The sequence below is a fragment of the Streptomyces sp. NPDC015139 genome (genome assembly GCF_043079785.1).
GTDB classification, from domain to species: Bacteria; Actinomycetota; Actinomycetes; order Streptomycetales; family Streptomycetaceae; genus Streptomyces; species Streptomyces albidocamelliae.
In genome coordinates this window covers 222,640-243,530 of record NZ_JBIBUW010000011.1, presented here as the reverse complement: position 1 = coordinate 243,530, position 20,891 = coordinate 222,640, and the positions used below count along the sequence as shown (strand labels likewise).

Sequence of the window (20,891 nt, the reverse complement as noted above, 5' to 3'; positions counted from 1 at the left end):
ACGCGCGCGTAGGGCCCTCCGGCGGCCCGAACATGCGGAACCCTCCCGATGTGGCGCACCCCCCTGGGCGGCGAAGGTGGGGGCATCGCAGAAAGCGAAGCACCACACCACCTCCCGAAGGACACGCCATGTTCCAGATGGACTACCACCGGACCCGTTCGGCCCAGCTGATCCGCGAGGCCCAGCAGGACCGCCTGGCCCGCGAGGCCGCACGGGCCCGCCGCACCGCCCGCCAGGAGGCGTCCGGCCGCGACGGGGACACGGTCGCCGAGTCGCATACCGACCGCCCCCGCCGGCACGGGCTGCCCCGCACCGCGTGACCGCCGGCCGGCCGGGCCCCGGTGGCACCGGCACGGACGGGCCCCGGGGCGGCCGCACGGGGGTCGGCCGCCCCGGGGCTCAGGGCCGTACGACGTCCCCGCGGAGTCGTACGGCCCTTCGGCGTGGTCGTACGACCCTTCCGGCTGCCGTTACGACCATCGCACCGGACCTGTGGAAAACCGGTGACCCGACGGCCGGGCCTCGTGCGATGCTCGGGCCTGTGGAAACCAGGTCCGTCAGCCCCGTGTTCATCGGCCGCGCCGCCGAGTTGACCACCCTGCTCGACGCGCTCGACCGCGCCGCCGCCCAGGGCCCCTCCCCGGCGACCGGCGCCTGCGGCGAGCCCCAGGCGCTGCTGCTCGGCGGCGAGGCCGGTGTCGGCAAGACCCGCCTCGTCGAGGAGTTCACCGCGGCCGCGGCCCGCCGCGGCGCGGTCGTCGCGCTCGGCGGCTGTGTGGAGATCGGCGCCGACGGCCTGCCGTTCGCCCCCTTCTCCACAGCCCTGCGCGCCCTGCGCGAGGCCCTGCCCGAGGAGTTCGCCGCCGCCGCGGCCGGACAGGAGGAGGAACTGGCCCGGCTGCTGCCCGAACTGGGCGAGGCCGGCTCCGGCCGCCACGACGAGCAGGGCATGGCCCGCCTGTTCGAACTCACCGTGCGTCTGCTGGAGCGCGTCGCCGCCGGCCCCCCGGTCGTGCTCGTCCTGGAGGACCTGCACTGGGCCGACGCCTCCACCCGCCACCTGCTGGCCTACCTCTTCCGCACCCTGCGCGCCGGCCGGCTCCTCGTCCTCGCCACCTACCGCTCCGACGACATCCACCGGCGCCACCCGCTGCGCCCCCTGCTCGCCGAACTCGACCGGCTGCGCACCGTCCGCCGGATCGAACTCGCCCGCTTCACCCGCGAGGAGGTCGGCCGCCAGATCGCCGGCATCCTCAGCGCCGAACCCGACCCCGTCCAGGTCGACGAGATATTCGAACGCTCCGACGGCAACGCCTTCTTCGTGGAGGAACTCGCCGTCGCCGCCTGCCAGGGCAACTGCACCGGCCTGACCGAGTCCCTGCGCGACCTGCTCCTGGTGCGCGTCGAGGCGCTGCCCGACAGTGCCCAGCGGGTGGCCCGCATCGTCGCCGAAGGCGGCTCCACCGTGGAGTACCGGCTGATCGCCGCCGTCGCCCGGCTCACCGAGGACGACCTCATCGAAGCCCTGCGGGCCGCCGTCGGCGCCAACCTGCTCACCGTCACCCCGAACGGCGACGGCTACCGCTTCCGGCACTCCCTGGTCCGCGAGGCCGTCGCCGACGATCTGCTGCCCGGCGAGCGCTCCCGGCTCAACCGCCGCTACGCCGAGGCCCTGGAGGCCGACCCCACGCTCGTCGCGGCCGACGCGCGCGTGATGCGCCTGGCCAGCTACTGGTACCACGCACACGACGCGGCCAAGGCGCTGCCCGCCGTGCTGGTCGCCTCCGTCGTGGCCCGCCGCCGGCACGCCTACACCGAGCAACTCGGTCTCCTGGAGCGGGCGATGGAACTCTGGGACTCCGCCCCCGAGGAGGTGCGCTCCGCACTGCGCCCGGTCGACTGCACGGAGGCCTACCCGCCGTGCGGCTGCGACCCGGCCACCACCCCGCTGCGCTACCTCGACCTGATGGCCGAGGCGGCCGTCGCGGGACGCTTCGGCGGCGAACGCGAACGTGCCCTGAAGATCACCAAGCGGGCGCTGCGCCTGCTGGACGAGGATCCGGATCCGCTGCGCGCCGCCTGGTTCTGGGCGCAGCGCTCCCGGCTGGTCCAGGCCCAGGCCCGCGGCGACGGCTGGCACGAACTCGCCACCGCCCAGGACCTCGTGCGCGGACTGCCGCCGTCCGAAGTGCACGCGGAGGTGCTGGCGCTCGCCGCCAACTGGTCCATGCTGCACCGGCCCGGCCCCGAGGCCGTCGCCGCCGCCGAGCGGGCCGTGGAGTACGCGCGGATGGTGGGCGCCCGGGACATCGAGCTGCACGCCCGCCTCACCCTGAGCGGCCTCAAGGTGGACTCCGGCGAGGCCGAGACCGGCCTCGCGGAGATGCGCCAGGTGCTGGAGGACACCCTCGCCGAGGGGGCGCACCAGGTCGCGGCACGCGCCTATGTGAACCTGCCCTCCGAGATGCAGAGCGTCGGCCGCGACCGGGAGGCCGCCGAGATCCTGCGCGAAGGCATCGCCTTCACCCGCAGGTACGGACTGCTGGACTCCGAGGCCTGGGCCTGGGGCAACCTGTCCGACGCGCTCTACTCGCTCGGCCAGTGGCCGAAGGCCGCGGAGGCCGCCGCGCACGCCACCCGGGTCGGCCACAGCGCCAAGCCCCGCGGCGCGGGCGCCCTGAAGCTCGCCCACCTCGCCCTGGCCCGCGGCGACCTCGCCGAGGCCGGCCGGCAACTGGCCACCTCGCGCGCCCACTACGGCACCCACGACCCCATGTCCCAGCACTCCGTGCCGGTGGCCCGCATCGCCCTCGGCATCGCCGCCGCCGAGGGCCGCATCGACGCCGCCCGCGCCGAACTGCTCAAGGCCCTGGACGCCGGGTTCCCGCCCGGCACCCACCGCTACGGCTGGCCGCTGCTGCTGGCCGCCGCCACCGCCGAGGCCGACGCCCGCGCCCTGCCCGCCGCCCGGCCCGACCGCGCCGCGATCCTCGACCGGCTCGCCGCCGCCGTGCGCGGACTGACCACCGGCGCCCCCCTCTGGGCGGCGTACGACCACTGGACCCGCGCCGAACTGCGGCGCACCGAGGGCACGGACACCGCCGACACCTGGTCACCCGTGGTCAGCGCCTTCGAGTGCCTGGACCGTCCCTACGACCTCGCCCGGGTGCGCCACCGCCTCGCCGCAGCGCTGCTGGCCGAGGGCGGCGACGACGAACGCGACCGCGCGGTGGAACTGCTCCGGCTGGCCGCCGCCGTCGCGGACCATCTCGACGCCCGCCCCCTCGCCGACTCCGTCGCCCGGCTCGCCCAGCGCGCCCGCCTCGCCCTGGGCCACGGCCCGCGGCAGGCCGGCGCCCCGGCCGACCCGGCCGCCGAGCTCGGCCTCACCAGCCGGGAGCGGGACGTGCTGCGCCTGGTCGCGGACGGCCGCACCAACCGCCAGATAGCCGAGGAGCTGTTCATCTCCCCGAAGACCGCCAGCGTCCACGTCTCCAACATCCTCGGCAAGCTCGGCGTGTCCGGCCGGGGCGAGGCGGCGGCGGTCGCCCACCGGCTGGAACTCTTCACGGCCCGGCCGCTCACTGCCGGCACGGCGCACTGAGACCTACGCTGGAGGAAACCGGCGAAGGGGGAGCAGCCGTGTTCAACGTCTTCGAGGAACTGTTCGCGCCCGGCCGCAAGCACACCCGGGACGAGGAGAACCGTCTCGAACTGACCCGCGAGGACGTCGGGGACAACGACCCCGGGCGCGGCCCCATCGACCTGGCCTCCGGCAAGGCGGTCATCCGGCTGCCGGAGCCGCCGCCGGCGGCGGAACCGGAGGCGGAGTGAGCAGGGGCGGCGGACGCTACTTCACCTGGAGCTCCAGGATCCGGTCGTCCCCCTTCTTCGGTGACCCGCGGCCGTCCGTGTTGCTCGTGACCAGATAGACCTTGTCGCCGTCCGCCGGGAGCACCGTGCGAAGGCGGCCGTACTTGCCCGTGAGGAACGCCTGCGGGGCCGCCGAGGCCTCCGTGCCGCGCAGCGGGACGCGCCACAGGCGTTGGCCCTTCAGGCCCGCCATCCAGATCACGCCGTCGACGTAGGCGATGCCGCTGGGGGAGGCGTCGTCCGTGTGCCACTGCGCTATCGGGTTGTGGAACCCGGCCTCGGAGGACTTCCCCTCGGCCTTCGGCCAGCCGTAGTCGTCGCCGGGCTTGATCGCGTTCAGCTCGTCCCAGGTGTCCTGGCCGAACTCCGAGGCGAACAGCCGCTGTTTGTCGTCCCAGGCCAGTCCCTGGACGTTGCGGTGGCCGTACGAGTACACGGGGGAGCCGGGGAACGGGTTGCCGGGGGCCGGCTCGCCCTCCGGGGTCATCCGCAGGATCTTGCCGCCCAGGGACTCCTTGTCCTGCGCGAGGCCCTTGCTGCCGCTCTCACCGGTGCCCGCGTACAGCATCCCGTCCGGGCCGAACTCGATCCGGCCGCCGTTGTGGATGAAGCCCTTGGGGATGCCCTTGAACACCGTGTCCGGCGCGCCCAGCTGATCACCGGGCGGCCGCTGCTCGTCGTACAGCACACGGACGATGCGGTTGTCCGAGGCCGAGGTGAAGTAGGCGTAGATCATGTGGTCCGAGGCGTAGTCGGGGGAGAGGGCGATGCCCAGCAGGCCTCCCTCGCCGGCCGGGGAGACACCCGAGACCGCACCCAGCACGGTCTTCTTCCCCGTCTTCTCGTCGATCCGGGTGATCGTCCCGTCGTTGCGGGAGGAGACCAGCAGACCGCCGCCGCCGGGCAGCGGAGCCACCCCCCACGGTGTCTTCAGGCCCTCGGCCACCGTGCGCAGCACCTTCACCGAACCCTTGGCCGCAGGGGCCGACTCGGTGGGCCCGGCCGACGGGGTGGCGCCGGACGCGGAACCCCTCGGGGCCGTACTCCCGGCGCCGTCCGGGGCTCCCCCTCCGCCGGAGGAGCAGCCGGCCGTCAGCCCGGCCGTCAGCAGGAGGGCGGCCGTGGCCAGAACGGCCGGCACAGCTCGACGATGCACGATCATGGTCCCTTCGCGGCGGTGATCCAAGCGCTGGTACTCCCTCTCATACACCGCTCGTCCCGCGCGGGTTCCCTTTCCGCGGCAACCCGTCAAGGAAACCAGTGTGTACCGCTCAGTCCCACGACCCCAGGGCGGCCGGCAGCCGTGACACTTCGGCCAGGTCCTCCTCGCTCAGCCGGAGCCCGGCCGCGGCCGCGTTCTCGGCCGCCCAGCGCTCCCGCTTGGTGCCCGGCAGGGCGATCACGTGCGGGCCCTGGGCCAGCACCCAGGCCAGGGCCACCTGGGCGGGGGTGACGTCCTCGCCGTGCCGCCGCGCTATCCGGCGCAGTCCCACGACGATCGGCTGGTTGGCCGCCATCATCTCGCCCGTGAACCGGGGGTGGCGGGCGCGCACGTCGTCCGGTTCGAACCCCTCGCCGGGCGTCAGAGTGCCGGTGAGGAAACCGTTGCCCAGCGGCATCGCCGCGAGGAAGCCGACACCGCGCGTCGCGCACCACGGCAGCAGCGCGTCCAGCGCCTCCGGCGACCACACCGACAGCTCCGCCTGCACCGCGCTCACCGGGAACACCTGCTGCACCCGCTGGAGTTGCCGCAGGGTGGTGTCGTGCAGCCGGCCCCCGGAGCGGCGCCCGCCGCGCGCTCCCACCGCGCACAGGCCGAGCGCCCGCACCTTCCCGGCCCGCACCAGGTCCGCCATCGCGCCCCAGGTCTCCTCCACCGGGACCTCGGGGTCGGCGCGGTGCAGCTGGTAGAGGTCGATCACGTCCGTCTGCAGCCGGCGCAGGGAGGCGTCGCAGGCCCGCTTCACATATCCCGGGCGGCCGTTGGCCACGATGTGCTGTTCGCCCACCAGCAGTCCCGCCTTCGTGGACACGAACGCGTCCCGGCGCCGCTCCCTGAGCACCCGGCCCAGCAGCAGCTCATTGGTGAACGGGCCGTACATGTCGGCGGTGTCCAGCAGGCTGGTGCCCAGGTCCAGCGCCCGGTGCACGGTTCTCACCGACTCGTCCCCGCGTTGCCGGGATCCGCTGTAGGCCCAGCTCATCGGCATGCACCCGAGTCCGACGGCCCCCACCGCGAGCGCCCCCGCGCCGATCGTCCTGCGCTCCACCTGCTCGTGAACCTCCCTCAGCCAGGCCACCAACCTAACCTCTGGCTCCGCGGGGCCTGACATAGCCTCCTCACATGAGCGCAGACGTATGGCTTCCCATCCCGCCGGAGGAGATCGAGGGGCTGCCCGACGGGCCCAGGTACCTGTTCTGGGACGGGGGCGAGGACGGTGACCAGCCCTTTCCCGGCGACCCGGCGGACTGCGCCGTGTACGTGGTGCCGTACATGAAGCGGTGGCCGGTCAAGGTCCGCCCGCTGGAGCGGCTGACCGGCGTGAAGGTCATCCAGACGCTCACGGCGGGCGTCGACGACATCACCGCCCGGCTGTCGTCGATCGTGCCGGGCGTGCAGCTGTGCAACGCGCGCGGAGTGCACGAGACGAGCACCGCCGAACTCGCGCTCACCCTCACCCTCGCCGCCCTGCGCGGCGTCCCCGGCTTCGTCCGGGCCCAGCAGGAGGGGCGCTGGGAGAGCGGGTTCCACCCCTCCCTCGCCGACAGGAACGTCCTCATCGTCGGGTACGGCTCCATCGGCGCCGCCATCGAGGACCGGCTCGTGCCCTTCGAGGTCGCGCGGGTGGCGCGCCTCGCGCGCTCCCCGCGCACCACGGCGCGCGGTCTTGTGCACCCGATCACCGATGTGCTCTCACTGCTCCCGGACGCGGACGTCGTGATCCTCTCCACGCCGCTCACCGAGGCCACACGGGGTCTGGTGGACGCCGAGTTCCTCGCGCGGATGAAGGACGGCGCGCTGCTCGTGAACGTGGCGCGCGGCCCCGTCGTCGACACCGAGGCGCTGCTCACCGAGCTGGAGAGCGGCCGGATCACCGCCGCCCTGGACGTGACGGACCCCGAGCCGCTGCCGCCCGGGCACCCCCTGTGGCGGGCGCCCGGTGTGCTGATCAGCCCCCATGTGGGCGGCCCCTCCTCGGCCTTCCTGCCGCGCGCGGAGCGGCTGCTCGTCGACCAGTTGACCCGGTTCGTGAACCAGGAGCCCCTGCGGAACGTGATCCTTACGACGGGAGCAAACGGGCAGTAGTCCGCTTCCGGCACCCTCCGCTACCTTTCGGGCGCGGCGTGTGCCCGCGTCGCCGCTGATCGTCACGGAGCGTAGAGAAGCTATGTCCCTGAGTGACGATCCTGGTGTATCGTCCCGACAGGGGCTGCGCCGCCGACCATGTGGCGCCGGGGACGGACATTTCAGATTTGTGAGGGGGGCGACGGGCGATGCACGGCCTATGGACGAACGATCCGACGCGGCGGAGCCGCCGGCGGCGACCCTGGCGCACGGCCACGCGCAGGCGCGGCCATCACACCGGCCACCACAGCCACCACCAGCGCAGGCACACCGGCCGCAGAAGGCATGCGCACCCGGCGCACCGGGAGCGGCAGGACACGGGAGCGGCGCGGACCGGGAGGCCCCGGTGAGTGCGCCGCCCTCGGTCTCCACCGCGCTCGAAGCAGCGGTGCGCGCACCGCACCCGCAGGAGACGCCGCCGCCCCGCCGGCCGGCCTGCCGCGAGGGCACGCGACTGACGGAGCAGCTCGTCCTCGCCCTGGTCTGCGCGGCCTACGGAGTGGGAGCCGCGTTCGACTGGGGGACCGACCAAGTCGCACTGATCATGGGGGACTTCGGGCTGAGCGCCGCGGCGGGCGCCGCCGCCGTCTCGTGCTTCCTCTACGCCCGCAGGGCGCGCGTGCGCTTCCGGTCCGCCTGGCTGCTGTTCGCCCTCTCCTCCACGATGGCCGCCCTGGGCAACGCGGTCTGGGGCTGGTACGAGGTCGTCCTCGAACGGACCGTACCCAGCCCCAGCTACGCCGACCTGTTCTTCCTCTGCTTCGCCCCGCCCGCCATCGTCGGCCTGCTGGTCCTCGCCAAGCGCCCGGTGACGAAGGCGGGCTGGATCTGCCTGGCGCTGGACGCCTGGCTGATCGGCGGCTCCCTGCTCACCCTCTCCTGGAGCCTCGCCCTCGCGCAGGCCGCCCGCTTCGACGGACCGAGCGTGGCGCACACCGCGCTGTCGCTGGCCTACCCGCTGCTCGACATCGCGCTCGTCAGCATGGTCCTCGCCCTGCACTTCCGCCGAGCCCCGGGCAACCGCACGGCGGTGAACACGGCGATCGGCGCGCTCGCGCTGACCGTGATGTGCGACGCGCTGTTCACCTCCCCGCTGCTGCACAGCAGTTACCGCTCGGGGCAGCTGCTGGACGCGGGCTGGTTCGGCGGCTCCCTGCTGCTCGCCTACGCCCCCTGGGCCGCGCCCCGGCGCCGGGGCGCCCAAGAGAAGCGGGTGCCCGACGGGCACACGCGCGTGGTGCACGAGCACGTGCCCGGCCAGCGCGGCACGAGTCACCACCACGCCTCCGCGCCCCCACCGTCGCCGACACCCGCGCCGGGAGGTGATCACGGCCGGTATCCGGCCGGACGCCCGATCACCGGCTCGCTCGCCGCGCTCACCCCGTACCTCGCGGCGGCCGTGTGCACGCTCGGCATCCTGTACAACGTCCTGAACGGCCGCAGACCCGACCACGTGGTGCTCATCACCGCGGGTGCCGTCGTGCTCGCCCTCGTCATCCGCCAGGGCATCATGCTGCTGGACAACATCACCCTCACCCAGGAACTGGCGCAGAAGGAGAACCACTTCCGCTCCCTGGTGCAGGGCTCCAGCGACGTGATCATGATCGCCGCGCCCAACGGCGTCCTCCGGTACGTCTCCCCGGCCGCCGCGGGCGTCTACGGCCGGCCCGCGGAGGACCTGGTGGGCAGCGAGCTGGCCGCGCTGATCCACCCGGAGGACCTCGGCTGCGTGGTGCACGAGGTGCGCCGCTTCCTCGCCGCCAGCCCGCAGGACGAGCCCACCACGCGGATCGAGTGCCGGTTCCGCTCCGGCGGTGGGGGAGGCTGGCTCAACGTCGAGTCCACCGTCAACCGGCACCACGGCGGGCTGATCTTCAACAGCCGGGACGTGACCGAGAGAGTGCGCCTGCAGGCGCAGTTGCAGCACAACGCCGAGCACGACCCGCTGACCGACCTGCCCAACCGCGCCCTGTTCACCCGGCGGGTGCAGCAGGCCCTGTCCGGCCGCCGGGCCACCGACCGGGGCGCCGCCCTGCGCGGCACGGCCGTCCTCTTCATCGACCTCGACGGCTTCAAGGCCGTCAACGACACGATCGGCCACCAGGCCGGGGACGAGCTGCTCGTCCAGGCCGCCCGCAGACTCCAGGACGCGGTCCGGCAGGGGGACACCGCCTCCCGGCTGGGCGGCGACGAGTTCGCGGCCCTGATCGTCGGGGACGGCACCCGCGACCGCGCGGCCCGGGAGCGCAACATCCTGGAGCTGGCCGACCGGCTGCGGTCGACCCTGTCCCAGCCGTACGCCATCGACGGCAACGATGTCCGGGTCAACGCCTCCATCGGCGTGGCCTTCGCCGAGGCCGGGCTCGGCGCGGGCGAGCTGCTGCGCAACGCCGACCTCGCGATGTACCGCGCGAAGTCGGCCGGAAAGGGCCGGGTCGAACTGTACAAACCGCAGATGCAGCAGGACGTCGTACGCAAGGCGGAGCTGGCCACACGGCTGCGTGCCGCGCTGCACGACGGCGAGTTCGCGCTGCTGCACCAGCCGGTGGTGTGCCTCGGCGACGGACGCCTCACCGCGGTCTCCGCACAGGCCCGCTGGCGCTCCTCGCAAGGCGTGCTGTTCACGCCGGCCGAGTTCCTGCGGGTGACCGAGGACGGCGACAAGACCGCCGAGCTGGACCGCTGGGTCCTCCAGGAGGCCGTGGAGCAGGCCGCCGAACGGGCCGCGGCCGGCCTCGTCGTGCCCGTCGCGGTACGGATGAGCGCCCGGCGGCTGCTGGACCGCTCGATCCCCCTCGGTTCCGTGGAGGCCCTGCTGACCCGGCACGGGCTGCCGCCCGGCGCCCTGGTCGTCGAGCTGTCCGACACCGATCCCCGCGTCTCCCTGGACGAGCTGGAGCGCCGCCTGAACGCGCTCAGCAGACTCGGGGTGCGGATCGCGCTGGACGGCTTCGGCAGCGGCTACGCGGCGATCACCGCGCTGAGGCGGCTGCCCGTGGACATCCTCAAGCTCGACCGCAGCCTGGTCGAGGGTGTCGTGGAGTCCGCGCGCCTGCACAAGATCACCGGCGGGCTGCTCAGGATCGCGGGCGATCTCGGGCTGCAGTCCGTCGCCGAGGGAGTGGACCTGCCCGAGCAGGTGGTCGCGTTGCGCGCGATGGGCTGCACGCACGGCCAGGGCATGGCGTTCGCCGGCCCGCTGGACGAGTACCGGCTGCGCCGGGCGCTCGGATCCGGCCATTACCCGGTGCCGCACGCCCCGGCCGAGCCCGCATTCGCGGGGAGCGGCGCGCGGGAGTCCAAAGGGGTGTACACAGGGGGTGTTCCCGCTGTTCTCGGAGGCGGCAGTGCCCTTCGCTCACATGCTGAGACGCCCGTCCCACCCACTTGACACGTGGTGCGTGCCGGGGGGAGGGTCAGTGCCATGCGCACCCGAATTCTCGTACTTGGAAAGCGCGTCGGCTGAGCTGGGACCCACCGGAGGACGATCCGGAATCCCCAGCGACCACACCGGCGCGCTCCCCTCGCTTGCCTTGCGGCACGAGGGGTTTTTTGTTGCACGAGTGACTTTCGTGCAGCGCCCGTACTCCGCACGAACCTCGCAAAAACCCTCAGCATCGAGAAGAGAATGCCGATGACCGAGCAGGCCACCGGGGCCCACCATCCGCAGCCGCGGCCCCGTTCCGGAGGACAGATGTCCGCCCCCGTCGAGCACGTGACTGGTGCGCAGTCCCTCATCCGCTCCCTCGAGGAGGTCGGCGCGGACACGGTGTTCGGCATTCCCGGGGGCGCGATCCTGCCGGCGTACGACCCGCTGATGGACTCCACCCGGGTGCGTCACGTGCTGGTCCGTCACGAGCAGGGCGCGGGTCACGCGGCCACGGGGTACGCGCAGGCCACCGGCAGGGTCGGTGTCTGCATGGCCACCTCGGGTCCGGGAGCGACGAACCTGGTGACGCCGATCGCGGACGCCCACATGGACTCGGTGCCGCTGGTCGCGATCACGGGTCAGGTCGCGTCGAAGTCGATCGGGACGGACGCCTTCCAGGAGGCGGACATCGTCGGCATCACGATGCCGATCACCAAGCACAACTTCCTGGTCACCAAGGCGGAGGACATCCCGCGGGTGATCGCGCAGGCGTTCCACATCGCCTCCACGGGCCGTCCGGGCCCGGTCCTGGTGGACATCGCCAAGGACGCCCTGCAGGCGAAGACGACGTTCTCGTGGCCGCCCACGATGGACCTGCCCGGCTACCGCCCGGTGACCAAGCCGCACGCCAAGCAGATCCGTGAGGCCGCGAAGCTGATCACCTCCGCCAAGCGGCCCGTTCTCTACGTCGGCGGCGGCGTCATCAAGGCCGGCGCCACCGCCGAGCTGAAGGTCCTCGCCGAACTCACCGGAGCGCCCGTCACCACCACCCTGATGGCGCTCGGCGCATTCCCCGACAGCCACCCGCTGCACGTGGGAATGCCGGGCATGCACGGTGCGGTCACCGCCGTCACCGCGCTGCAGAAGGCCGACCTGATCGTCGCCCTCGGAGCCCGCTTCGACGACCGCGTCACCGGCAAGCTGGACAGCTTCGCCCCGTACGCCAAGATCGTCCACGCCGACATCGACCCGGCGGAGATCGGCAAGAACCGCGCCGCGGACGTGCCGATCGTGGGCGACGCCCGCGAGGTCATCGCCGACCTGGTGCAGGCGGTGCAGAAGGAGCACGGCGAGGGCGGCAAGGGCGACTACACCGCCTGGTGGAGCGACCTCAACCGCTGGCGCGAGACCTACCCGCTGGGCTACGACCAGCCCGCGGACGGCTCCCTGTCCCCGCAGGCGGTCATCGAGCGCATCGGGCAGCTCGCGCCGGAGGGCACGATCTTCGCGGCGGGCGTGGGCCAGCACCAGATGTGGTCCGCGCACTTCATCCAGTACGAGAAGCCCGCCACCTGGCTGAACTCCGGCGGCGCCGGAACGATGGGCTACGCGGTGCCGGCCGCGATGGGCGCCAAGGCGGGCGCGCCGGACCAGACGGTCTGGGCGATCGACGGCGACGGCTGTTTCCAGATGACCAATCAGGAACTGACCACCTGCGCCCTGAACAACATCCCGATCAAGGTCGCCATCATCAACAACGGCGCCCTCGGGATGGTCCGCCAGTGGCAGACGCTGTTCTACAACCAGCGCTACTCCAACACCGTGCTGCACTCCGGCCCCGAGGCGGACGGCAGGCAGCCGAGCGCCGGCACCCGCGTCCCCGACTTCGTGAAGCTGTCGGAGGCCATGGGGTGCCACGCGATCCGCTGTGAGCGCCCGGAGGACCTGGACAAGGTCATCGAAGAGGCGAACTCCATCAACGACCGTCCGGTCGTCATCGACTTCATCGTCCACGAGGACGCGATGGTGTGGCCGATGGTCGCCGCCGGCACCTCCAACGACGAGATCATGGCCGCTCGGGACGTCCGCCCCGACTTCGGCGACAACGAAGACGACTGAGCGAGAGAGACGTAAAAGACCATGTCCAAGCACACGCTCTCCGTCCTGGTGGAGAACACCCCGGGCATCCTGGCCCGGATCGCCGCCCTCTTCTCCCGCCGCGGCTTCAACATCGACTCGCTCGCGGTCGGCGTCACCGAGCACCCCGACATCTCCCGCATCACCATCGTGGTGGGCGTCGAGGACCTGCCGCTGGAGCAGGTCACCAAGCAGCTGAACAAGCTGGTCAACGTGCTGAAGATCGTCGAGCTGGAACCCGGTCAGGCCGTTCAGCGCGAACTCGTTCTGGTGAAGGTCCGCGCGGACAACGAGACCCGCTCCCAGATCGTCGAGATCGTCCAGCTGTTCCGTGCCAAGACCGTCGACGTCTCCCCGGACGCCGTCACCATCGAGGCCACCGGGTCCGGCGACAAGCTCTCCGCCATGCTCAAGATGCTGGAGCCGTACGGCATCAAGGAGCTGGTGCAGTCCGGCACGATCGCGATCGGCCGTGGCGCCCGCTCCATCACGGACCGCTCGCTGCGCGCGCTCGACCGATCCGCGTAAGGCTGGATACGGGCGGTCGGTGAATCGCCGGCCGCCCGTATGCCGAGATCCTGAATCTTCCTTCCCCCTCACCGTCATACGGTGGGACGCACCATCTGCACACCAAGGAGAGAACCCAAAGTGGCCGAGCTGTTCTACGACGCCGACGCCGACCTGTCCATCATCCAGGGCCGCAAGGTCGCGGTCATCGGATACGGCAGCCAGGGCCACGCCCACGCGCTGTCGCTGCGTGACTCGGGTGTCGACGTGCGTGTCGGTCTGCACGAGGGCTCCAAGTCCAAGGCCAAGGCCGAGGAGCAGGGCCTGCGCGTGGTGACCCCGGCCGAGGCCGCCGCCGAGGCCGACGTCATCATGATCCTCATCCCGGACCCGATCCAGGCCCAGGTCTACGAGGAGTCCATCGCCCCGAACCTGAACGACGGCGACGCGCTGTTCTTCGCGCACGGCTTCAACATCCGCTTCGGCTTCATCAAGCCCCCGGCCGGCGTCGACGTCGCCCTGGTCGCCCCCAAGGGCCCCGGTCACCTGGTGCGCCGCCAGTACGAGGAGGGCCGCGGCGTCCCCGCGATCGCCGCCGTCGAGCAGGACGCCACCGGCAACGCCTTCCCGCTCGCGCTGTCGTACGCCAAGGCCATCGGCGGCACCCGCGCCGGCGTCATCAAGACGACCTTCACCGAGGAGACCGAGACCGACCTGTTCGGCGAGCAGGCCGTGCTGTGCGGCGGCACCTCCGCCCTGGTCAAGGCCGGCTTCGAGACCCTGGTCGAGGCCGGCTACCAGCCGGAGATCGCCTACTTCGAGTGCCTGCACGAGCTGAAGCTGATCGTCGACCTCATGTACGAGGGCGGCCTGGAGAAGATGCGCTGGTCCGTCTCCGAGACCGCCGAGTGGGGCGACTACGTCACCGGCCCGCGCATCATCACCGACGCCACCAAGGCCGAGATGAAGCAGGTCCTCGCCGAGATCCAGGACGGCACCTTCGCCCAGACCTGGATGGACGAGTACCACGGCGGTCTGAAGAAGTACAACGAGTACAAGCAGCAGGACTCCGAGCACCTGCTGGAGACCACCGGCAAGCAGCTGCGCAAGCTGATGAGCTGGGTCGACGAGGAGGCGTAAGCCTCATGGCAGGGGCCGGGGCGGATCACCCCGGCCCCTGTTGTCCACCCCGTCCAGCCACGGACGGGTGATCCTTCCGTAGAGGCGCAGAACGACCACCGCCACGCCACTACACTTCTGCACAACACGCGTCAGGCCCACAGCGTCGTGCGTCTTCCGCGGCTAGCCCCCTCCACCGCCTGCGGCCGTCGGGACGGCCGTCCGCATTGGACTTGTGAGGACTCACGTGAGCTCGAAACCCGTCGTACTCATCGCTGAAGAGCTGTCGCCCGCGACCGTCGACGCGCTCGGCCCGGACTTCGAGATCCGGCACACCAACGGAGCGGACCGAGCCGAGCTGCTCCCCGCCATCGCCGACGTCGACGCGATCCTGATCCGTTCCGCCACCAAGGTGGACGCCGAGGCCATCGCCGCGGCGAAGAAGCTCAAGGTCGTCGCGCGTGCCGGCGTCGGCCTGGACAACGTCGACGTCTCCGCCTCCACCAAGGCCGGCGTCATGGTCGTCAACGCGCCGACCTCCAACATCGTGACCGCCGCCGAGCTGGCCTGCGGTCTGCTCCTCGCCACCGCGCGCAACATCCCGCAGGCCAACGCCGCGCTGAAGAACTCCGAGTGGAAGCGCAGCAAGTACACGGGCGTGGAGCTCGCCGAGAAGACCCTCGGTGTCGTCGGTCTCGGCCGCATCGGCGCCCTGGTCGCGCAGCGCATGTCCGCCTTCGGCATGAAGGTGGTGGCCTACGACCCCTACGTGCAGCCCGCGCGGGCCGCGCAGATGGGCGTCAAGGTGCTGTCGCTGGACGAACTGCTCGAGGTCTCCGACTTCATCACCGTCCACCTGCCCAAGACCCCCGAGACCCTCGGCCTGATCGGCGACGAGGCGCTGCGCAAGGTGAAGCCGAGCGTGCGCATCGTCAACGCGGCCCGCGGCGGCATCGTCGACGAGGCGGCGCTGTACGCGGCGCTGAAGGAGGGCCGGGTCGCCGGTGCCGGCCTCGACGTGTACGCGAAGGAGCCGTGCACCGACTCCCCGCTGTTCGAGCTGGACCAGGTCGTGTGCACGCCGCACCTGGGCGCCTCGACGGACGAGGCCCAGGAGAAGGCCGGTATCGCCGTCGCCAGGTCGGTGCGGCTCGCCCTCGCCGGTGAGCTGGTGCCGGACGCCGTCAACGTCCAGGGCGGTGTCATCGCCGAGGACGTCAAGCCGGGTCTGCCGCTCGCCGAGCGTCTCGGCCGCATCTTCACCGCGCTCGCCGGTGAGGTCGCGGTCCGCCTCGACGTCGAGGTCTACGGCGAGATCACCCAGCACGACGTGAAGGTGCTGGAGCTGTCCGCGCTCAAGGGTGTCTTCGAGGACGTCGTCGACGAGACGGTGTCGTACGTCAACGCCCCGCTGTTCGCGCAGGAGCGCGGCGTGGAGGTCCGCCTGACCACCAGCTCCGAGTCGGCCGACCACCGCAACGTGGTGACCGTGCGCGGCACGCTGGGCGACGGCGAGGAGGTGTCGGTCTCCGGCACGCTGGCCGGCCCGAAGCACGTGCAGAAGATCGTCGCGGTCGGCGACTACGACGTCGACCTCGCGCTCGCCGACCACATGGTCGTGCTGCGCTACGAGGACCGTCCGGGTGTCGTCGGCACCGTCGGCCGCATCCTCGGCGAGGCCGGCATCAACATCGCCGGCATGCAGGTCGCCCGGGCGACGGTCGGCGGCGAGGCGCTGGCCGTGCTGACGGTCGACGACACGGTCAGCCCCGCGGTCCTCGCCGAGGTCGCCTCCGAGATCGGCGCCACGTCGGCCCGGTCGGTGAACCTGGTCTGAGTCCTCCGCCGGCCCACCCGTCCGGGTGGGCCGGGCGCTGGACGCGTTCGTCACGAAACGCCGGACGGGCCGACTTCGAGTCGGCCCGTCCGGCGTTTCGTGTGTGCCGTCCTAGTGGTCGGCCCGGACCTCGATCCTCCGCAGGCTCACCGCGGCGCCGACCGCGGCGAGGGCCAGCAGCACCGCGCCGGCGATCGCCACGCCGTGCATCCCGCTGGTGAACGCCTCCCTGGCGGTGGCGAGGAGGGAGTCGCCGGCCCCGCCGGGCAGCCGGGCCGCGTCGGCCAGGGCGCCGCCCAGGGTCTCGCGGGCCTCCGCCGGGGCCGTGGCCGGCATCCCGTGGCGGTAGAGCGCCGTACCGATGGAGCCGAGGACGGCCATGCCGAGCGCGCCGCCGAACTCCGTACCGGTCTCCATGAGGGAGGACGCGGTGCCGGCCCGCTCCACCGGCGCGCTGCTCATGGCCAGGTCGGTCAGCTGGGACATCACCGCGACCACTCCGCAGGCCAGGACGCCGGCGGCGGCCAGCACCAGCAGCAGGGAGTCGGTACCGGTGAAGGCCAGCAGCGCGTAGCCGGCCGCCGTGACCGCGAAGCCGCCGGCGACGACGTAGGCGCGGTTGACGCCCCGCTGGACGAGCTGGGTGGTGAGCGGTGCGGCGACGCCGATGAACACCGACGGGAGCAGGCTCCACAGCGCGGCCGCCAGCGGGCTCTTGCCGAGGACCGACTGGAGGTACTGCGTGGTGAAGATGGCCGAGCCCATCATCCCGAACGCGGAGACCAGGGTCAGCACCAGCGACGGGGTGAAGCCGTGGCCCCGGAAGAGGGCGGGCGGCACCAGGGGGGAGGCGCCGGTGCGCTGGCGGCGGACGAACAGGGCGGCGAAGAGCAGGCCGACGGTGATGGAGACGACGTACAGCGGGTGCCAGCCCTCGGACGGAATCTCCTTGAGGCCGTAGATCACGGGCAGGACGGCGGCCATCGACAGCGGCACGCTCACCCAGTCGAACCGTCCCGGCTCGGGGTTGCGGGACTCGGGCAGCAGCACCGGGCCGAGGACCAGCAGCAGCACCATCGCGGGCAGGTTGACCAGGAAGACCGAGCCCCACCAGAAGTGCTCGACGAGGACACCGCTCATCACCGAGCCCAGGGCGATGCCGCCGGTCATCACGCCGGACCACAGACCGATCGCCTTCGCCCGCTGGCCGGGGTCGGTGAACATCGTGCGCACCAGGGCCATGGTCGACGGCATCAGGGTGGCCCCGCCGATGCCGAGGATCGCGCGGGCGGCGATCAGGGTCTCGGCGCTGTTCGCGTAGGCCGCGAGGAGCGAGGCCCCGCCGAAGGCCGCGGCGCCCATGAGGAGGAGCTTGCGGCGGCCGATGCGGTCGCCGAGGGCGCCCATCGTCATCAGCAGGCCGGCCAGCACGAAGCCGTAGATGTCGAAGATCCACAGCTGCTGGGTGCCGCTGGGCCGCAGGTCCGCGCTGATCGCGGGGGTGGCGAAGTAGAGCACGGAGACGTCCATCGAGACCAGCAGCAGCGGCAGCATCAGCACGCCGAGGGCGGTCCACTCGCGGCGTCCGGCGCGGGTGGCGGAGGTGGGCGGTGCGGTCGGGGTGGTGCTCGTCGGGTTGGTCATGACAAGGAATGTACGCACGTCTTAAACGCTTGTCTAGAACGTTTGTATAAGTCATGCGTCTAGGACGGTTGTATGGATCGCGGGTAGGGTGGAGCGCATGGGACACCGTGAAGATCTGCTCGAAGGCGCCAAGGGCTGCCTGCTGGAGAAGGGGTTCGCGCGGACCACCGCGCGGGACATCGTGAAGGCGTCGGGCACCAACCTGGCGTCGATCGGTTACCACTACGGCTCCAAGGACGCGCTGCTCGCGCAGGCGTACGTCGCGCTGGTGGAAGGCGTGTCCTTCGACGGCGGCACCGGACTCAGGGGCGCACCCGGCTCGCTGGAGCGGTTCAGGGAGGTGTGGTCGAACGTCGTCGACAGCATGCGTGAGCCGGGCTCGATCTGGCGGCTGAGCGTCGAGATCATCGCGATGGGCGACCACCTCCCCGAGGTGCGCGACCATCTGGCCCGCGCCCAGCGCGAGGCCGGCCGGGGAATGGTCTCCCTGCTGATGGGAGTGCCGGAGGAGGAGGTGTCGGACGAGACGGTCGACACCGTGGGCCGGTTCTACGTGACGCTGATGACCGGCCTCATCTCGCAGTGGACCTTCGACCCGAAGAGCGCGCCGGACGGGGACGCCCTCGCGGAAGGGCTGCGCCGGGTCGCGGAGGCCGCGTTCCCGGGCCGGTGACCTGGCGCCGTGCCGGCTACAGCCGCGCCCGCTTCAGTGCCATGTGCAGCAGCAGCCGGTCCTCGCCGTCGTCCAGGTCGAGGCCCGTCAGCCGCTCCACCCGGGAGAGGCGGTAGTACAGGGTCTGCCGGTGGATGCCCAGTTCGGCGGCCGCGCGGCCGGCCTGGCCCGCGCAGTCGAGGAAGACCTCGGCCGTCCGGGCCAGCTCGCGGTGGGCGGGGGTCAGCAGCGGGCCGACCACGGGGTCGTGCGCGGACTCGGGGGGCAGCGCGGTCAGCAGCCGGTACGGCCCGATGCGCGCCCACTCCGCGACCGGCCCGAACCGCGGCTCGGCCAGCGCGGCGCGGGCGGCGGCCAGCGCCTCCTGCCAGACCGTGCCCAGCTCGGCGAGACCGGTCCGGGGCTCCCCGACCCCGGCGGCGAAGCCCGCGGCACCACCGGCCCCGCCGGAGCGCGCGGCCACGGCGGCGGCCGTACGGGCCCCGGTTCCCCACGCTCTCGCCGCACCCGCTCCCTCCGCCTCCTTCAGCAGCCGGGCGGCCGCCGTCAGCGCGGGGGTCGTAACGTCCGGGGAGCGCAGCCGCACCAGCACCGCGAGGCTCAGGCCCGTCGCTCCCCACGGCAGTGTGCACAGGGCCGAGGCGTGCGGGACGGCGCGCGGCGAGGGGGCGTCGTCCGGGTCGGCGGACGGCCAGGGGGCGAGACAGACCAGCGTGTGCGGGCCGTCCGCGCGCGGGCCGAGAGCGGTGCGCAGTTCGGCCACCGCCATGTCCCGCTGCCAGCCCCGCTCCGCGGTGAGCACCGCCCGTAGCTCCCGGCCCAGCCCGGCCCCGGCCTGCGCCTCGTCCGCGAGCAGCGCACCGATGCGGCCCGCCACCTGCATGGCCGCGTCCAGTTGGGCGTCGGTCGGCCCCGGATCGGCCTCCAGCAGCCAGACGTAGCCGAGGACGACACCCCGATGGCGTACCGGCAGGCAGATCCGGCCGCGGTACACCCCGGCCTGCGGGCCGGGCGGGATCCGCACCGGCCCGGTCGCGCGGGTGATGCCGAAGCCCTCGAACCAGGAGCGCACGGTCGCCGTCGAGCGCCGGGTCAGGATCGAACGGGTGCGCACCGGGTCCAGCGCGGCGGGGTCCAGCTCGTCCTCGCTGTCGTAGGCACCGAAGGCGATCAGCTCGAAGTCGCGGTTCTCCAGGGTCGCCGGCACGCCCAACAGCTCCGAGATCTCGTCGACGAGCTCCTGGTAGTCACCCTTGTAATCGGCGCTCACCCGGGCATTCTCCCCCATTCCCCGGCCGTCTTCATACATCTGTCTGAGATCCCGTGCACGGATGCGTGACAGCTGTCGATGGCTGAGGATCGAGGGAATCCCTAGGTTTCACGGTGGTTCTCCGTGCCGTACCCGAAACGTCGGGTGGCGGCCGTTTCGGTGCTTGTCTGTGGAGGTGCCCCGTGCTGGGTCCCGTGATTCTCGCCGCGTCGCGCAGCGACCGGATGCGACGCCTGATCTCGGCGGCCCCGGTCACCAAGCAGGTCGTCGACCGCTTCATCCCCGGTGAGACCGTGGACGACATCGTCCCGATCATCGCGGAGCTGACGGACAAGGGCCTCGAGCTGACGATGGACGTCGTCGGCGAGGACATCACCACCCCCGAGCAGGCCGCCGCCGCCCGTGACGCCTACCTGGCGCTGGTCGACCACCTCAAGCAGCTGGGCCTGGGCGAGCGGGTCGAGATGTCCGTGAAGCTGTCGATGTTCGGCCAGGCGCTGGACGGCGGCCACGAGCTGGCCCTCGCCAACGTCCGCCCGGTCGTCGAGGCCGCCGCCGCCATCGGCACCACCGTCACGCTCGACGCCGAGGACCACACCACCCTGGACTCGATGTTCGCCATCCACGAGGAGCTGCGGAAGGACTTCCCGCAGACCGGCTGCGTCATCCAGGCCTACCTCTTCCGCACCGAGGCCGACGCCCGACGCCTGGCGGAGGCCGGCAGCCGCGTGCGCCTGGTGAAGGGCGCCTACAAGGAGCCCGCCGAGGTCGCCTACCAGCAGAAGCACGAGATCGACAAGGCCTACGTGCGCGTCCTGAGGACGTTGATGGAGGGCGAGGGCTACCCGATGATCGGGTCCCACGACCCGCGTCTGATCGCCATCGGACAGGAGCTGGCCCACCAGGCCGGCCGTAAGCTCGACGAGTACGAGTTCCAGATGCTGTACGGCATCCGCAGTGACGAGCACCTGCGGCTGGCCGCCGAGGGCCACCGCATGCGCGTCTACACCGCATACGGCACCGACTGGTACGGCTATTTCATGCGTCGTCTCGCGGAGAAGCCGGCGAACCTGCGCTTCTTCCTCCGGTCGATGGTCAGCAAGGGCTGAGCCCGAA

15 protein-coding genes are annotated in these 20,891 nt (G+C 72.1%); 11 read left to right on the top strand and 4 right to left on the bottom strand.

What is annotated here, in order from left to right; all coding sequences use genetic code 11:
• The first annotated feature begins 128 nt into the window (after positions 1–128).
• The 3 genes from ACF08B_RS28235 (at position 129) to ACF08B_RS28225 (ending at position 3,834) form a co-directional block, all read left to right on the top strand.
• Positions 129–320 (top strand): hypothetical protein, encoded by a 192-nt coding sequence (locus ACF08B_RS28235; RefSeq protein WP_392319959.1) that lies wholly within the window; start codon positions 129–131, stop codon positions 318–320.
• A 209-nt stretch (positions 321–529) separates the two neighbouring features.
• Positions 530–3,604, top strand: coding sequence for an AAA family ATPase (locus ACF08B_RS28230; RefSeq protein WP_392319958.1), 3,075 nt, complete (start codon positions 530–532; stop codon positions 3,602–3,604).
• A gap of 38 nt (positions 3,605–3,642) precedes the next feature.
• On the top strand, positions 3,643–3,834 hold the full coding sequence (locus ACF08B_RS28225) for a DUF6191 domain-containing protein (RefSeq protein WP_392319957.1): 192 nt from the start codon (positions 3,643–3,645) through the stop codon (positions 3,832–3,834).
• Between the two features lie 16 nt (positions 3,835–3,850).
• Here ACF08B_RS28225 and ACF08B_RS28220 read toward each other — a convergent pair whose 3' ends face one another.
• Together ACF08B_RS28220 and ACF08B_RS28215 are read right to left on the bottom strand one after the other, a co-directional pair.
• Positions 3,851–5,035, bottom strand: a complete 1,185-nt coding sequence (locus ACF08B_RS28220; RefSeq protein ID WP_392319956.1) for a PQQ-dependent sugar dehydrogenase — start codon at positions 5,033–5,035, stop codon at positions 3,851–3,853.
• A gap of 109 nt (positions 5,036–5,144) precedes the next feature.
• Complete coding sequence (locus tag ACF08B_RS28215; RefSeq protein WP_392320039.1) at positions 5,145–6,143, bottom strand: aldo/keto reductase; 999 nt, start codon at positions 6,141–6,143, stop codon at positions 5,145–5,147.
• A gap of 74 nt (positions 6,144–6,217) precedes the next feature.
• On the opposite strand from ACF08B_RS28215, the gene ACF08B_RS28210 reads away from it, so the two are divergent.
• The 6 genes from ACF08B_RS28210 to serA all read left to right on the top strand — a co-directional run bounded on the left by ACF08B_RS28210 (position 6,218) and on the right by serA (position 16,188).
• A complete protein-coding gene (locus ACF08B_RS28210) occupies positions 6,218–7,180 on the top strand; it encodes a 2-hydroxyacid dehydrogenase (protein WP_392319955.1) in 963 nt (320 codons plus the stop codon).
• Positions 7,181–7,565: 385 nt separating this feature from the next.
• Positions 7,566–10,610: a putative bifunctional diguanylate cyclase/phosphodiesterase gene (locus ACF08B_RS28205; protein WP_392319954.1), complete on the top strand. Its 3,045-nt coding sequence runs from the start codon at positions 7,566–7,568 to the stop codon at positions 10,608–10,610.
• 243 nt (positions 10,611–10,853) lie between these two features.
• Entirely contained in the window at positions 10,854–12,707 is a 1,854-nt protein-coding gene (locus ACF08B_RS28200; RefSeq protein WP_176985562.1) for an acetolactate synthase large subunit, read from the top strand.
• Between the two features lie 21 nt (positions 12,708–12,728).
• Positions 12,729–13,253 carry an acetolactate synthase small subunit gene (gene ilvN / locus ACF08B_RS28195; RefSeq protein WP_093474468.1) on the top strand — a complete coding sequence of 175 codons (525 nt, stop codon included), beginning with the start codon at positions 12,729–12,731 and terminating at the stop codon, positions 13,251–13,253.
• A gap of 120 nt (positions 13,254–13,373) precedes the next feature.
• Positions 13,374–14,372, top strand: a complete 999-nt coding sequence (gene ilvC / locus ACF08B_RS28190; protein WP_093474467.1) for a ketol-acid reductoisomerase — start codon at positions 13,374–13,376, stop codon at positions 14,370–14,372.
• Positions 14,373–14,598: 226 nt separating this feature from the next.
• Entirely contained in the window at positions 14,599–16,188 is a 1,590-nt protein-coding gene (gene serA / locus ACF08B_RS28185) for a phosphoglycerate dehydrogenase (RefSeq protein ID WP_093474465.1), read from the top strand.
• Positions 16,189–16,299: 111 nt separating this feature from the next.
• Here the strand turns inward: serA and ACF08B_RS28180 are convergent, their stop codons facing one another.
• Positions 16,300–17,832, bottom strand: a complete 1,533-nt coding sequence (locus ACF08B_RS28180) for an MFS transporter (protein ID WP_392319953.1) — start codon at positions 17,830–17,832, stop codon at positions 16,300–16,302.
• 97 nt (positions 17,833–17,929) lie between these two features.
• Between ACF08B_RS28180 and ACF08B_RS28175 the strand changes: the two genes are divergently transcribed.
• The gene (locus ACF08B_RS28175; RefSeq protein WP_392319952.1) at positions 17,930–18,505 is read left to right on the top strand and encodes a TetR/AcrR family transcriptional regulator; all 576 of its coding nucleotides are present in this window, start codon (positions 17,930–17,932) and stop codon (positions 18,503–18,505) included.
• A 16-nt stretch (positions 18,506–18,521) separates the two neighbouring features.
• Here ACF08B_RS28175 and ACF08B_RS28170 read toward each other — a convergent pair whose 3' ends face one another.
• Positions 18,522–19,793 (bottom strand): PucR family transcriptional regulator, encoded by a 1,272-nt coding sequence (locus tag ACF08B_RS28170; protein WP_392319951.1) that lies wholly within the window; start codon positions 19,791–19,793, stop codon positions 18,522–18,524.
• A 164-nt stretch (positions 19,794–19,957) separates the two neighbouring features.
• Between ACF08B_RS28170 and ACF08B_RS28165 the strand changes: the two genes are divergently transcribed.
• Positions 19,958–20,884 (top strand): proline dehydrogenase family protein, encoded by a 927-nt coding sequence (locus ACF08B_RS28165; RefSeq protein WP_392319950.1) that lies wholly within the window; start codon positions 19,958–19,960, stop codon positions 20,882–20,884.
• Positions 20,885–20,891 lie beyond the last annotated feature (7 nt).